10 protein-coding genes are annotated in these 13,577 nt (G+C 60.6%); 6 read left to right on the top strand and 4 right to left on the bottom strand.

Annotation, left to right across the window (positions count from 1 at the left end):
* Positions 1-63 precede the first annotated feature (63 nt).
* The 3 genes from ACSJJT_RS04535 to ACSJJT_RS04525 all read right to left on the bottom strand — a co-directional run bounded on the left by ACSJJT_RS04535 (position 64) and on the right by ACSJJT_RS04525 (position 4,519).
* Positions 64-1,164 carry an ABC transporter ATP-binding protein gene (locus tag ACSJJT_RS04535; RefSeq protein ID WP_435917168.1) on the bottom strand — a complete coding sequence of 367 codons (1,101 nt, stop codon included), beginning with the start codon at positions 1,162-1,164 and terminating at the stop codon, positions 64-66.
* A 530-nt stretch (positions 1,165-1,694) separates the two neighbouring features.
* Complete coding sequence (locus tag ACSJJT_RS04530; RefSeq protein ID WP_252908462.1) at positions 1,695-2,891, bottom strand: chymotrypsin family serine protease; 1,197 nt, start codon at positions 2,889-2,891, stop codon at positions 1,695-1,697.
* A 197-nt stretch (positions 2,892-3,088) separates the two neighbouring features.
* The gene (locus ACSJJT_RS04525; protein ID WP_435917167.1) at positions 3,089-4,519 is read right to left on the bottom strand and encodes an L-serine ammonia-lyase; all 1,431 of its coding nucleotides are present in this window, start codon (positions 4,517-4,519) and stop codon (positions 3,089-3,091) included.
* A gap of 255 nt (positions 4,520-4,774) precedes the next feature.
* Between ACSJJT_RS04525 and ACSJJT_RS04520 the strand changes: the two genes are divergently transcribed.
* The 6 genes from ACSJJT_RS04520 to ACSJJT_RS04495 all read left to right on the top strand — a co-directional run bounded on the left by ACSJJT_RS04520 (position 4,775) and on the right by ACSJJT_RS04495 (position 12,614).
* Positions 4,775-7,078, top strand: a complete 2,304-nt coding sequence (locus ACSJJT_RS04520; RefSeq protein WP_435917166.1) for an ROK family protein — start codon at positions 4,775-4,777, stop codon at positions 7,076-7,078.
* Positions 7,079-7,103: 25 nt separating this feature from the next.
* A complete protein-coding gene (locus ACSJJT_RS04515; RefSeq protein WP_435917165.1) occupies positions 7,104-8,399 on the top strand; it encodes an ABC transporter substrate-binding protein in 1,296 nt (431 codons plus the stop codon).
* On the top strand, positions 8,399-9,358 hold the full coding sequence (locus ACSJJT_RS04510) for a carbohydrate ABC transporter permease (RefSeq protein ID WP_069101840.1): 960 nt from the start codon (positions 8,399-8,401) through the stop codon (positions 9,356-9,358). The genes ACSJJT_RS04515 and ACSJJT_RS04510 overlap by 1 nt, the downstream gene beginning before the upstream one ends.
* Positions 9,351-10,244 carry a carbohydrate ABC transporter permease gene (locus ACSJJT_RS04505; RefSeq protein ID WP_004810671.1) on the top strand — a complete coding sequence of 298 codons (894 nt, stop codon included), beginning with the start codon at positions 9,351-9,353 and terminating at the stop codon, positions 10,242-10,244. The genes ACSJJT_RS04510 and ACSJJT_RS04505 overlap by 8 nt, the downstream gene beginning before the upstream one ends.
* A 106-nt stretch (positions 10,245-10,350) precedes the next feature.
* The gene (gene tdh / locus ACSJJT_RS04500; RefSeq protein ID WP_435917163.1) at positions 10,351-11,388 is read left to right on the top strand and encodes an L-threonine 3-dehydrogenase; all 1,038 of its coding nucleotides are present in this window, start codon (positions 10,351-10,353) and stop codon (positions 11,386-11,388) included.
* A gap of 35 nt (positions 11,389-11,423) precedes the next feature.
* The gene (locus tag ACSJJT_RS04495) at positions 11,424-12,614 is read left to right on the top strand and encodes a glycine C-acetyltransferase (protein WP_435917383.1); all 1,191 of its coding nucleotides are present in this window, start codon (positions 11,424-11,426) and stop codon (positions 12,612-12,614) included.
* A 26-nt stretch (positions 12,615-12,640) separates the two neighbouring features.
* Here the strand turns inward: ACSJJT_RS04495 and ACSJJT_RS04490 are convergent, their stop codons facing one another.
* Positions 12,641-13,555: an ABC transporter substrate-binding protein gene (locus tag ACSJJT_RS04490; protein WP_435917162.1), complete on the bottom strand. Its 915-nt coding sequence runs from the start codon at positions 13,553-13,555 to the stop codon at positions 12,641-12,643.
* Positions 13,556-13,577 lie beyond the last annotated feature (22 nt).

The raw sequence follows: 13,577 nt of genomic DNA, 5'->3' as shown, positions 1-13,577 counted from the left end.
CACAGAACACGACGAGGCCCTCGGAAGAACCGGGGGCCTCGTCGTGTCTGCGGAAACCGAGGATCAGGAGATGCGCTCAGTGGTCTCCTGGCTGAAGACGTGCACGGCGGCCGGGTCGACACCCAGGCGCACCTGCTCGCCACGCTGCGGAGGACGACGAGACGAGATACGAGCGACGACCTGGTGGGCCTCACCATCCTCGATCGAGGCTTCCTTGCCGGAACCGACGAGGGAGCCGTAGAGGTAGGCGTCAGCGCCGAGTTCCTCGACGACGGCAACGTCGAGTCCGATGCCCTCGCTGGCGAGGGTGAAGGCCTCTGGACGGATGCCAAGGGTGAGCTTGGTCTCGTTCGGGGCCTTGGCTAGGACCTCGCGGGAAACCGGAACGACGTAGTCACCGAGCTTGACGCCACCATCAACGACGTCGCCCTCCATGAGGTTCATGGCAGGGGAGCCGATGAAGCCGGCGACGAAGAGGTTCTTAGGAGTGTCGTAGAGGGCCAGCGGGGAGTCGACCTGCTGCAGGATGCCGTCCTTCATGACGGCAACGCGGTCGCCCATCGTCATGGCCTCGACCTGGTCGTGGGTCACGTAGACGGTGGTGACACCGAGGCGCTGCTGCAGGGCAGCGATCTGGGTACGGGTCTGGACACGGAGCTTGGCGTCGAGGTTCGACAGCGGCTCGTCCATGAGGAAGACCTGAGGGTTACGAACGATGGCGCGACCCATGGCGACACGCTGACGCTGACCACCGGAGAGAGCCTTCGGCTTGCGGTTGAGGAAGTCCTCGAGACCGAGGAGCTTGGCAGCCTCGAGAACGCGCTGCTGACGCTCAGCCTTCGGCACGTTCTGCATCTTGAGGGCGAAGCCCATGTTGTCGGCCACGGTCATGTGGGGGTACAGGGCGTAGTTCTGGAAGACCATGGCGATGTCACGGTCCTTCGGGGGCAGATCGGTGACGTCGCGGTCTCCGATCCAGATGGAACCGGCATTGACCTCTTCGAGGCCGGCCAGCATTCGCAGGGAGGTCGACTTACCACAGCCAGACGGCCCGACGAGGACCATGAACTCACCATCGCCGATCTCCAGGTTGAGCTTGCTGACGGCTGCGCGATCGGTGCCCGGGTAAACCCGAGTCGCCTCCTTGTACTGCACGGTTGCCATAACCGTTAATCCTTTCCACGGGCAGGTACGTGCCCGACGATCCGTTGTGGAAATCCGACGACCAAGGGTGCCGCCGGGATCCCCGCGGGTATTGCGAGGACCTGGTGTCGATCATAAGGGACATTGCCCGCGATGGTGGCAAGAGGCTGGCTGGAAGAAGTGTTTTGCCTTGTCGGCTCGCGCACCTCGGGGCTGAGCCGTGGGCCACCCTGCGTGTGGGTGCGGCCCACGGCCCGGTGGGCCGCACCCATATCGGGCTACGAGCTGGGGGTCAGGGCTGCTCCCACAGCGGGCCCCTGCACTTGAGCCCCGCAATGATCGTGGCGTCGTACCACCAGCACATCACTGCCAAGAGGATGACTTCGACAATCAAGATGATCATTATTTTCTTTGACATTTCACAGCCTCACTGGAGCCGTTGTCCAAGCATGAGCCAATTCCATTGACTTGGCCCCAGAGGGACAATACAAACAATACCATGACGACCGTTCCCAGAACCCATGCGAGAATGGTCCAGTTCTTTTCATTCTTCATCCGAGCACCAACTTGGCTTTATATGATGATTTTATGGAGCGCCAATCTGTTATGAATGTCATCGGTCCATGCAATGTGGAATTCTTGTGTCCTTGGACAATGCCTGTGACCTTGACAGTGTTTCCGAAGTTTGCGAAGACCGTTCCCCCGGAGTCTCCGGGGCGCGATGTAGTTCCTCCTGTAAGGGCAATGACATTTCGAACGCATTTGCTGCCTGTTGGTGTCCAGCCACACGTATTTGCATTGTACATATGAACTTGGTTTCCGCAGTTTTCACCGCTGGTGATACCTACAAAACAGACGCGGTTGCCAACGCCGGCAGTTGGAAAGTATTCCCCGCGCACCGGTTTGGTTTTTGTTGATTGATTGCCTCCAGTAAAGATGCTGGCGGAGTATGTTGATCCAGAAATGAATTCTGCATCGACATTTGGGTAGGTGTACGAATGGGTGACGGTTCCGGCGTATGAGCCAGATCCGGTCAGGACTCGTTGTCTCAAGTTGAAGCAGTGTGCCGCTGTGAAAACCCCTCTGGTTCCCTTGGTGTTCGTTGCCACGATTCCAGACGTACAGCTGAATTTTGATGTCTTCAGCTTTCCGCCTCCTCTGACGGGAGTTCCCATCGTTAGGCGGCCCTTGGTTGGGCTTCCGGATGATGGAAAAACTTGGTGTGTGTCAGATGGTAGCTGGGCGGCTATTTGGTTTGCGATGTCCGGGTCAGCGTAGACGACGATCTTATCTAATGAAGGCTCGTACATGTATGCGATGAAGTCATTTTCGTGTGCTGTGTTGGTGTAACTATTCTCTACGTCAATCAGTCCGCTTTCTAGAGACTTCTTGGTGAATTGAGATGATATTTCATTTACATGAAAATTCGATATCTGATCGGCGAGTGATTTTTCGGATGTGCCGTCTGGCGGTGTGGTGTCTGTCGCTGCTCGTTCTGTGGCTGCAATGGACGGGCTCATCTTGGGGTAGGAGGTGACGGCTCCGTGGATAGTTGCAATGGTTATGGTTCTGTTGGTTGTATCAACGACATAGGGAAAGCCATTTTTCATGGCGTCAATTAACTGAGTGCTCGCGGGCTGTGTCATCTCACTCGGGGGCGGGGATGCGTTGGTCTTTGGTGCTAGTGCAGCACTGATAACCAACACCCCCGCTACGGCCGCAACTGTTGTCTTTCGTCTGCTGGGCATCGTGTCCTTCCTCTCCAACAGAGCACGACATCAGGTTGAGCAGGCAGATCGTCCTTGCTCAATCTAGGCGCTGGGTGATGCCATCACGCTACTGCGGTGCCCCAGCTATTGATACGGTGCATCGCGTTTTCTTAGGAGATTTTCATTTCTCTTGGACAATTTTAGGGATGCGCGTCAAGAATTGATGTGCGCAGTCGTCAGCACTCGACGATATTGACCGCGAGGCCACCCCGTGCCGTCTCCTTGTATTTCACCTTCATGTCGCGCCCGGTCTCCATCATCGTCTTCATGACCTGATCCAGGCTGACGATCTGGGAGCCGTCACCTGCCATGGCCAGACGGGCGGCCGTCACGGCCTTGATAGCACCCAGGGCATTGCGCTCGATACACGGAATCTGAACCAAGCCACCGACGGGATCACAGGTGAGACCAAGGTGGTGCTCGAGACCGATCTCGGCGGCGTTGCAGACCTGGGCAGGCGTCCCGCCCATGACCTGAGCCAGACCGGCCGCCGCCATGGAACATGCCACGCCAACCTCGCCCTGGCAGCCCACTTCAGCTCCCGAGATGGACGCCGACTGCTGGTAGATCTCGCCGATGGCCCCGGCAGCCAGCAGGAAGTCGACGATGAGGTCGTCGTCACCGGTGTTGACGCCGGGAGTACCCGAGTCAATGTCGGAACCGGGGGAGAGGAACTTCACCGCAAAGTGCAGACAGGACGGGATGATGCCGGCTGCGCCATTGGTGGGAGCGGTGACGATACGACCACCCGCGGCGTTTTCCTCATTGACCGCCAAGGCCCACACCGTCAGCCAGTCGACTGATCCGAAGGGTTCTGGCTTGCCTGGGGTGATGCGCTCCCGGGTAGCGAGATCGCGGTGCATCTTCATGGCGCGGCGACGCACGTGCAGTCCACCTGGGAGAACGCCGGAGCGGGAACAACCACGCTCGACGCAGGCGTGCATGACGGCCCAGATGTCCAGGAGTTCGCCGCGCACGTGTTCCTCGTCGCGGACAGTCATCTCATTGGCCATGGTGACCTCGGGGATGCTCATCCGGTAATCAGAGCACTGTTCCAGCAGTTCCTTGCCTGTCTTGAAGGGGTAGGGGACCGGAGCCGAGTCACGGACGATGGCGGGATGCTCGTCCTCACCGTGTTCGACGACGAAGCCACCGCCGATGGAGTAGAAGGTGCGCTCGGCGACGACCTCCTGACCCGACCACGCCGTGAATGTCATGCCGTTGGGATGGAAGGGCAAGGACCGGTTGCGATGCAGGATGAGGTCCGTCGTCACGTCGAAGGAAATCTCCCGGCCGTCATGGATGGCATCGAGGGTGATGCGGCCGCTGTTGGCGATAGTGGCGGCCCTAGCTGGGGTCTGGTCGGTGTTGACGGTGGCGGGGTCTTCTCCTTCCAGGCCCAACAGGACGGCGGCCTCGGAGCCATGTCCGTGCCCGGTCGCCCCCAGGGAACCGAAGAGTTCGGCGCACACCCGGGTGACCTCGGGCCACACCGGTGATTGAGCCAGATCAGTCACGAAGATCTGTGCGGCTCGCATCGGGCCGACGGTGTGGGAACTGGATGGGCCAATGCCCACCTTGAAGATGTCGAAAACACTGACTGCCACGGCATTGATTTTGCCAAAGACCGAGGCGCAATGTCAGTGAAGCACAATGATGCCGTGGCACTGGGTTGTCCGCCGCTGAAGGGGCCACCGCAAGGCATCGTGATGACGAGTTCCGACAAACCCCTTGACCAACTCGCCGTGGTGGTCCATTCTCTTTCCAACAAGAATTGAAACCATGTTTTGAAATATGCCTTTACAAGGATCGTGAGGGCATGGACCCACGGTGACCTTGGTCGCGGAGAAGGAGTGGTGACGGTGGCGAAGCGTGATCGACGCAGTGAGAGAGCCGACGACATCCTGCTCGAACTGCGTGCCGGAGAGGCCATGAGCGCGGCCGATCTCGTCGAGGGCACCGGGTTGTCACGTCCGACCGTCATCTCAATCCTCAATGACCTCGAGTCGTCCGGATGGGTGGTCCGTGGCACCTCCGATGGTGGCGGTCTGGGGCGCCCTGCCTCGGTGTGGTCGTTGGGTGAGGACGTCGGAATCGTCATCGGGGCCGACATCCTCGTCGACTCGATGCTCCTGGTGGCGGCCACTTTCGGCGGGACGATCCTCGACGCCCGTAGTTCTCGGCTCGACCAGCACCGACCCGAAGCCCGTCTCGACACCGTCGTGAGCGCGATCGAGTCATTGCGAGATGCGTGCGGGGACAAGGGGCCGTTGCTGCACCTGGCGGTCTCGACGACGGGCGTCATCGACGGCGATGGTCGCATCGTGCGAAGCGACCTCGTGCCGCAGTGGACCGGGTTGGACTTGGGCCGAACGCTCTCCCGGCGCCTTGATGTCCCGGTCACCGTCGACAACGACATCAACATGGCTGCTTATGGCGAGTTCTGCCAGCGTCGTCAGCGCGGTCGCCTCGACACCGATGCTGACATGCTCCTGGTGCGGATGACCCGCGGACTGCACACCGGACTGGTCCTCGACGGACAACTGCATCGCGGACGTACCTGGAACGCCGGTGAGATCAGCGACGTGCTCGATCTTCGCCTGGACGGCGACGAGATGCCCGACGACGACTGGATCGATCGAGCAGCCCTGACGACCGGTTCGGTCGCGGCCGTCATCGACCCGGACGTCATCGTCATGTCTGGACCCACGAATGCGTCGGTCACGGTGATTCGCCGCATCATCGCTCGGCTCATGGCTCGGCGTCCTCTCGACTCGGAGGCGATGACCGCCGAGGTCGAGGAATTGGGGCAGGCTGCATCGGTCGTCGGGGCCCTCAACACCGCACTGGAACTGGTGACGAGGAAGGCCCTCGGTACCGGACACCCGCATCCCGTGGCCTTGCGTGGCATGGCCAAAGTCGTTTCCGAAGTCGAGAAAGGACAGCACAGCGTCATGACGACAACCCATCGAGAAGGACACACTGGCGATCGCATGAGGGTAGGCGTCGTCGGCGTCGGCGCGCGCTCGCGCCTGGCTCTCAACGCCGAGCTGGAGGGCAACGACGGCCTCGTGACCGCTGTCTGCGAGCCCCATCACCTGGCCCGCGAGCGGGTGGCCGACCGGCTCGGGAAGGACCCCGACTCCATCACGATCACCTCTGACGTTGCCGGGCTCATCGCATCGGGAATCGACGTCGCTTTCGTCACCTCCCCTGACGACACCCATGCCGAGGTCACCTGTCAGCTGTTGGAGGCGGGGATCCCGGTGTACCTGGAGAAGCCCCTGGCCATCACGATGGATTCGGCGACCAAGGTTCTCACCACCGCCTACGAGACCGGGACGAAGCTCTACGTCGGTCACAACATGCGCCACATGAACGTCGTGCGGTCGATGCGCGATCTCATCCGCTCTGGCCGGATCGGCGAGGTCAAGGCCATCTGGTGTCGTCACTTTGTCGGGTCGGGCGGTGACTTCTACTTCAAGGACTGGCATGCCACTCGCGAGCATGGCACGGGTCTGCTGCTGCAGAAGGCTGCCCACGACATCGACGTTATGCACTGGTTCGCCGATTCCCACACCACTGACGTCGTCGGGATGGGCGGGCTCACCCTCTACGACCGGATCACTGATCGTCGCGACAATTCTGACCAGCTCATGGGCGACTGGTACTCCCTCGACAACTGGCCTCCGCTGACCCAGAAGGGACTCAACCCGGTCATCGACGTCGAGGACATCTCGATGATGCTCATGCGGATGGAGTCCGGCGTCTTCGCGTCCTACCAGCAGTGCCACTACACCCCGGACTACTGGCGCAACTACACCGTCATCGGCACGGAGGGGCGCATCGAGAACTTCGGTGACGGTGAGGGAGGTGTCATTCGACTGTGGAACAAGCGAACCCACTACAACGCCGACGGTGATGAGACCGTCCCGATCATCGGGGACGCCAATGGACACGGTGACGCCGACGTGTTGACCGTCACCGAGTTCCTCAACTTCGTGAGGAACGGAACCCGTACGGATACTTCGCCGTTGGGCGCCTGGTATGCGGTCGCAGCGGGGATCGAGGCCACTGAGTCGTTGCGTCAAGGGTCGACGCCGCGCCAGGTGCCGACGCTGGACGAGGGGATCGTCCAATACTTCAACAACAACCAGGTCAAGTGATCACAACGAGACAGAGAGGTCAATCATGGATCGCAGAGGTTTCATCATGGGAGGGGCGGCCCTCGCCACCCTGACCATCGCCGGATGCTCGTCGTCGAGCAAGAACGACAAGACGGACGTCTCGCCAAGCGTCGACTCGAACACGTCCGCTGAGCTGACCCTGGCCTACTGGGACAAGAACCAGACGAAGACGATCGAGGAGAACCTCAAGTCCTTCGCCAAAAAGTACCCGAACATCAAGGTCAAGACGAACCTGGCCGGGTTCAAGGATTACTGGAACAAGCTGCGCACCCAGGCCCAGGGCAACGAGCTTCCCGACGTGTTCTGGATGAACGGTCCCAACATCCAGCTGTACGCCGCCAACGGTATGCTCGCCCCGATCGACAAGATCACGGATGCCGGCGTGAAGTGGTCGGACTACCCGAAAGCCCTTGTCGACCTCTACACCTACGAGGGCAAGCATTACGGAGTGCCGAAGGACTTCGACACCATTGGCGTCTTCTACAACAAGAAGATCTTCAAGGAGGCCGGAGTCGACTTCCCGACCGCTGACTGGACCTGGGACGACTTCCACAACAAGGCCAAGAAGATCTCCGACTGGGGCAAACCCAGGGGCATCTACGGATGTGCGACCACCATAAACGGCGACGGACAGGGCACTTATTACAACACGATCGCCCAGGCCGGTGGTTACGTCATCAAGGACAACAAGTCCGGATTCGACGACCCCAAGAGCATCGAAGGACTGCAGTGCTGGGCTGACTGGGTCAAGGATGGATCGGTCGCTTCCCCGAAGGTCGTCACTGACACCAAGCCGTCCCAGATGTTCAAGAGCGGCAAGTCCGCCATGTTCTGGACTGGTGACTGGACGGCCTCCGAGCTAGCCGAGGAGTTCAGGGGCAAGGAGGACGACTACGACGTCATCGACCTGCCTAAGAAGGAAAAGAAAGGCACCATCATCCACGGTCTCGGATGGGTTGCCTCCGCCAAGAGCGAGAACAAGGCAGCAGCCCTAGCCCTCATTGCTCACATGTCAGGCAAAGAGAGCCAGGAGGTCGAGGCGAAGAACGGCACCGCCATCCCAGCCTTTAACGGAACTCAGGACGCGTGGATCAAGAGCTACCCGAAGTGGAACTGCAAGATGTTTGTCGCCGCCGCGACGAGCTACGCCGTGACTTACCCGGTTAGCCGTAACACCGACGCCTGGGTCAACCGTGAGGCTGATTTCCTCAACCCGGCCTTTGCCGGCGAGACCCCGGTGCCTCAGGCTGCCAAGAAGCTGGCAGCCTTTATGAACGACGCTCTGAGCAAGGAGAAGTGATGCCACGGCCCGGTGTGCGAGGCAGTCAGGCGGCTGCCTCGCCCTCCGGGTCGGGATCCCACCGGCCCGGACGACCAAATCCGACGAGCGTCGGAGCGTGGCCCATCCTCTTCATCGGTCCGCTCATGCTCGGCATCGCGGTGTTCTACTACTGGCCCATCGTCAAGAACATCGTCGCCTCGGTGCAGCAGACCAATGCGTTCGGAGGAAATCCCGAGTTCGTCGGACTGCAGAACTACAACGACCTGTTCTCGAGTCCTGATCTGGGCTCGGCGATGCTCAACACTTTGCTGTATACGCTCATCGTCCTGCTGGGGATCCCACTGTCGGTCATCATCGCGTCGATGATTGAACTGCCAGGCCTGAAGTTCAAGGGGTTGTATCGAGCGCTGTACTTCATGCCTTACCTGGCCATGCCGATGGCTGTCGCCCAGGTCTGGAAGATCGTGTACAACGGCCAGTTCGGTCTCCTCAACCAGATACTTCGTGGACTTGGTGCAAGCAATCCTCCCTATTGGCTCGTCACCCCGGGATGGGCGCTGTTCGCGGTTGCCCTGTTCGGGCTGTGGGCATCCATTGGTTTCAACGTCATCATCTTGTCGGCAGGTCTGAAATCGATTCCTCGAGAGTTGTACGAGGCCGCATCCATTGACGGTGCCTCGAGATGGCGCCAGTTCCGGTCAATCACGGTTCCGCTGTTGTCACCGTCGATCTTCTTCCTGGTGATCATGACGACGATCAGCGGATTCCAGCTCTTCGATGCCTTATACGCCATGATCGGTACCGGCAATCCGGCTGAGCCCAGAACGAGGTCCTTGGTGTCCCTGTTCTACCGGGAGGCCTTTGTCAACAACGACCAAGGGGTAGGCGCTGCGATCGCCATTGTCATCTTCCTCTTGGTCGCCATCGTCACCTTCATTCAGTTCCTGGGTCAGAAGAAGTGGGTCAACTATGTCTGAGATCACGCAGGCTGGCGAGGGCTTGAGTGAGCAGGAGATCGACCAGCTCGTCAAGAAGGGCGACCGAAACTCCCAGAAAGGCCTGGTTGGCGTCCACATATTACTGATCATTGGCGGCATCTTCATGGTGTTCCCGTTCGTCTACCAGGTGCTCATGTCCTTGTCGACGAACGCTGAGATTCAGGCCGTTCCGCCCAAGTTCATCCCGGACGAGTGGCAGTTCAAGAACTATGCCGACGTTTTCACGAGGTTGCCATTCCTCAAGCAGTTCGGTGTCTCGGTGACGATCACCGTCCTGCGAACCGTCGCGCAGTTGATCCTGTGCGCCATGGGTGGATACGCCTTCGCCCGGATGAAATTCGGAGGCAAGTCCATCCTTTTCGGGTTCGTGCTGGCCATCCTCATGGTGCCCGGACAGTCCTATCTCATTGGCCAGTACCAGATCATTCGTGACCTTGGCCTGCTGGAGACCCCGTGGGGCATCGTGTTGCCAGGTTTCTTCTCGGCCTTCGGCGTCTTCCTGATGCGGCAGTCGTTCATGAGCCTGCCCGTCGAGTTGGAGGAAGCAGCCCGCCTTGACGGGTGCAATCCGTGGCAGACCTTCTGGCGAGTCATGGTCCCCGTCGTCAAGCCAGGCTTGTTCGCCGTCATGATTACGACCGTGTTGTGGTCCTGGAATGACCTGCTGTGGCCACTCATCGTGACCACGCGGGAGGAATCCATGCCGTTGAGCGTGGGTATAGCCACCTTGGCCGGACAGCACTCCAGCGAGTTCGCCCTCATGATGGCCGCCTCCGTGATGGCCATGGCACCGATCTTCCTGCTGTTCTTCTCGATGCAGAAGAGGGTCATCGAAGGGCTGGCCAGCTCGGGTTTGAAGGGCTGAGCCCCGGAGTTCACCACCCGACGTGCAGCACTGTTCGGGTAGTGGCACAGTTGTGTCGTCACAAAGATGTGGTTGAGGGGGTCACGCCCCGGAAAGGTGAGGGGCCATGAAGGCCTTGGCGAAGACCCGGCCGGAACCGGGGCTTGAACTCATTGACATTCCCGACCCGACCCCGGGGCCGAACGATGCCGTCGTCAAGGTGTTGCGCAGTGGTATCTGCGGCACCGACGTACACATCGACAAGTGGGACGGATGGGCTTCCAAGACGGTGCACACCCCGCTGGTCCTCGGACACGAGTTCTGCGGCGAGATCGTCGAACTCGGTTCAGAGGTCAATGACCTGGAGATTGGCCAGTTCGTCTCCGGTGAGGGCCACTACGTCTGCGGGCGCTGCCGGGCCTGCCTGGCCGGCAAACGACACCTGTGCCGCAATACCCAGGGCATCGGATATGCCGTTGACGGGGCCTACTGCCAGTACTTCGTGATGCCAGCCAGCAACATCTGGGTCCATCACATCCCGAACCTCGACCCTGATGTCGCGGCGATCTTTGACCCCTTCGGTAATGCCGTTCACACGGCGTTGCAGTTCCCCTGCTTGGCTGAGGACGTCCTCGTCTCGGGAGCCGGGCCCATCGGGATCATGGCGGCCCTTGTCGCTCAGTTCCAGGGGGCGCGTAACGTCGTCGTCACCGACCTATTCGACGAGAGACTCGAATTGGCCCAGAAACTCGGCCTGGACAACACCGTCAATGTCTCCTGTGAAGGGCTGGAGACGGTGTGGAACCGCGTCGACATGAAGGAGGGCTTCGACATCGGCCTGGAGATGTCCGGGTCGGGTGCCGCGTTGACCTCCATGATCGACAACATGACTCATGGTGGCCGTATCGCCCTGCTGGGAACCCCGAGCCGGGGCATCACCCTCGACATGGCCAAGATCATCTTCAACATGATCACGATCCAGGGAGTCACCGGTCGTCAGATCTTCGAGACCTGGTACACCATGGCCTCCCTCATCCGTTCCGGTCTGGACATCTCCGGGGTCATCACGGACCGATTCCCCATCACGGAGTTCCGCGAGGCATTCGACGTTGCCGGCTCGGGGCATGGCGGCAAGGTCGTCATGAACTGGGAATGCCTCGACTGACGAACGAAGGAAGGACAAGCACCATGTACGGATCCATGAAGGACGAACTCAGCGCCAAGATCACAGCCCTCAAGGAGGAGGGGCTGTACAAGGCAGAGGCCCCGTTGACCGGCCCGCAGTCGGGCGAGATCACCGTCGACGACGGACGCGAGGTCATCAACCTGTGCGCCAACAACTACCTCGGTCTGGCCGACTCCCCGGTGCTCATTGACGCGGCCAAGAAAGCCCTTGACGAGTGGGGCTTCGGTATGGCCTCGGTGCGATTCATCTGTGGCACCCAGACGTTGCACCACAAGCTGGAACGGGCCATCACCGAATTTCTGCACCCCGACGACCCTGACGACTGGGACACCGTGCTGTACTCGTCCTGCTTCGACGCCAACGGTGGTCTGTTCGAGGTGTTGCTGGGACCCGACGACGCCATCATCTCTGATGAGCTCAACCACGCCTCGATCATCGACGGTGTCCGGCTGTGCAAGGCACAGCGTTTTCGCTATCGCAACCAGGACATGGCCGACTTGGAGACCCAGCTCAAGGACGCCCGGGCCAAGGGTTGCACGCACATCATGGTTGCCACCGATGGGGTCTTCTCCATGGACGGTTTCGTCGCCCCGCTACCGCAGATCTGTGATCTTGCCGAGAAGTACGGCGCGATGGTCATGGTCGACGACTCCCACGCCGTCGGATTCGTGGGCGAGACCGGTGCTGGCACGCCGGAGCGCTGGGGAGTCCGCGAACGTGTCGACGTGCTCACCGGCACCCTCGGCAAGGCGTTGGGGGGAGCCTCGGGTGGCTACACCTGCTCCCATCGCGAGGTCGTCGAGATGCTGCGTCAGAACTCGCGTCCCTACCTGTTCTCCAACTCGCTGGCACCGTCGATAGCCGGTGCTGCCCTGGCAACCCTGGAGCTGCTCAAGTCGAGCTCCGACCTGCTGGATCGTCTGCGCGACAACACCGCGTACTTCCGTGCCGAGATGACCAAGCGTGGATTCGACATCCCGGAATCGGATCATCCGATCTGCCCGGTCATGATCGGTGACGCCGTCAAGGCCGCGAAAATGGCTGATTCCATGCTGGCCAAGGGCATCTACGTCCGCGCCTTCAGCTACCCGGTGGTTCCCCGCGGCAAGGCCCGTATCCGTACCCAGATGTCTGCTGGGCTCACCCGTGAACAGCTCGACAAGGCCATCAAGGCCTTCGAGAAGGCTCGCGAGGAGATCGGCTGAGAATCCTCCAGGGGAGGGGCTGGCGATCAGGCCAGCCCCTTCGTGTCCAACCAATCCTTGGCAATGGTTGACGCCGAGGCCTTCTCCTCCCCCTGAGCTCGCTGGTTCATGGTGATGAGATCGTCGGTGGTCAGCGACTTCGAGACCCTGGCCAGCTGATCGCGGGCCTTGTCGTTGACCTTTGTGTTCATCAGCGGGACGACGTTCTGCGGCACGACGAGGTGTTTGGGGTCCTTCAGGACGACGAGGTTCTGTTCCCTGATCGCCGGAGTCGTCGTGTAGAGGTCGACGAGGTCGACCGTTCCCGACGTCAACGCCTTGACGGTGAGCGGGCCCGAGGAATCCGAGAGGGCGGTGAACTTGATCTTGGATGCCGGAACCCCGTACTCCTTCGTCAGCCCCGTGGGGCCGTAGGGGCGTTCCTTGAGCTCAGGATTTCCACCCACCTTGACGGTGTCCAGCGTGGCCAGATCTGCCAGGGACGTGACCCTGTGCGCAGTGGAGAACTCGGAGGTGACGCACCAGGAATCAGCGTCCTGAGCCGCTGATGGTTCGCCCAGCGACATGCCCGACGGCACCGTCTTGCGCAGGGCAGACATGACGGACTCCTCGTCAGAGGCCGTCAAGGACCCCTGGAAGAACTGAAGGAGATTCCCGGAGTATTCCGGGACGAGGTCGATGGAGCCGTCCTTGAGCGCCTTGACGTAGACGTCGCGGGCGCCGATCTGCATCCGACGTGTGACGGTGACGCCGGCTTTCTCGAGGGCCTGGGCGTAGACCTCGGCGATGATCTCGGACTCGGTGAAATTCGCCGAACCGACAGTCACACCTGCTCCGCCGGAACCGGAGTCGTTCGACGCGAGAGGATCGTGGGAGGAACACGCCGCCAGGCCGGTCAGCAATGCTGCTGTGACCAGTGTTCGGCGAGTCATCGTGGTCATGCTTGCTCCATTCGACGAGGGG

This window comes from Cutibacterium nasicola, from assembly GCF_051303185.1.
Taxonomy (GTDB): domain Bacteria; phylum Actinomycetota; class Actinomycetes; order Propionibacteriales; family Propionibacteriaceae; genus Cutibacterium.
The sequence above is the reverse complement of the archived record's forward strand: the minus strand, read 5'-3'. Positions and strand labels throughout refer to the sequence as shown.

Coding starts and splice junctions, on each gene's coding strand:
- ACSJJT_RS04505 (WP_004810671.1), top strand. CDS start 9,351: ATGTCTGAGATCACGCAGGCTGGCGAGGGCTTGAGTGAGCAGGAGATC.
- ACSJJT_RS04515 (WP_435917165.1), top strand. CDS start 7,104: ATGGATCGCAGAGGTTTCATCATGGGAGGGGCGGCCCTCGCCACCCTG.
- ACSJJT_RS04510 (WP_069101840.1), top strand. CDS start 8,399: ATGCCACGGCCCGGTGTGCGAGGCAGTCAGGCGGCTGCCTCGCCCTCC.
- ACSJJT_RS04490 (WP_435917162.1), bottom strand. CDS start 13,555: ATGACCACGATGACTCGCCGAACACTGGTCACAGCAGCATTGCTGACC.
- tdh (WP_435917163.1), top strand. CDS start 10,351: ATGAAGGCCTTGGCGAAGACCCGGCCGGAACCGGGGCTTGAACTCATT.
- ACSJJT_RS04495 (WP_435917383.1), top strand. CDS start 11,424: ATGAAGGACGAACTCAGCGCCAAGATCACAGCCCTCAAGGAGGAGGGG.
- ACSJJT_RS04530 (WP_252908462.1), bottom strand. CDS start 2,891: ATGCCCAGCAGACGAAAGACAACAGTTGCGGCCGTAGCGGGGGTGTTG.
- ACSJJT_RS04535 (WP_435917168.1), bottom strand. CDS start 1,164: ATGGCAACCGTGCAGTACAAGGAGGCGACTCGGGTTTACCCGGGCACC.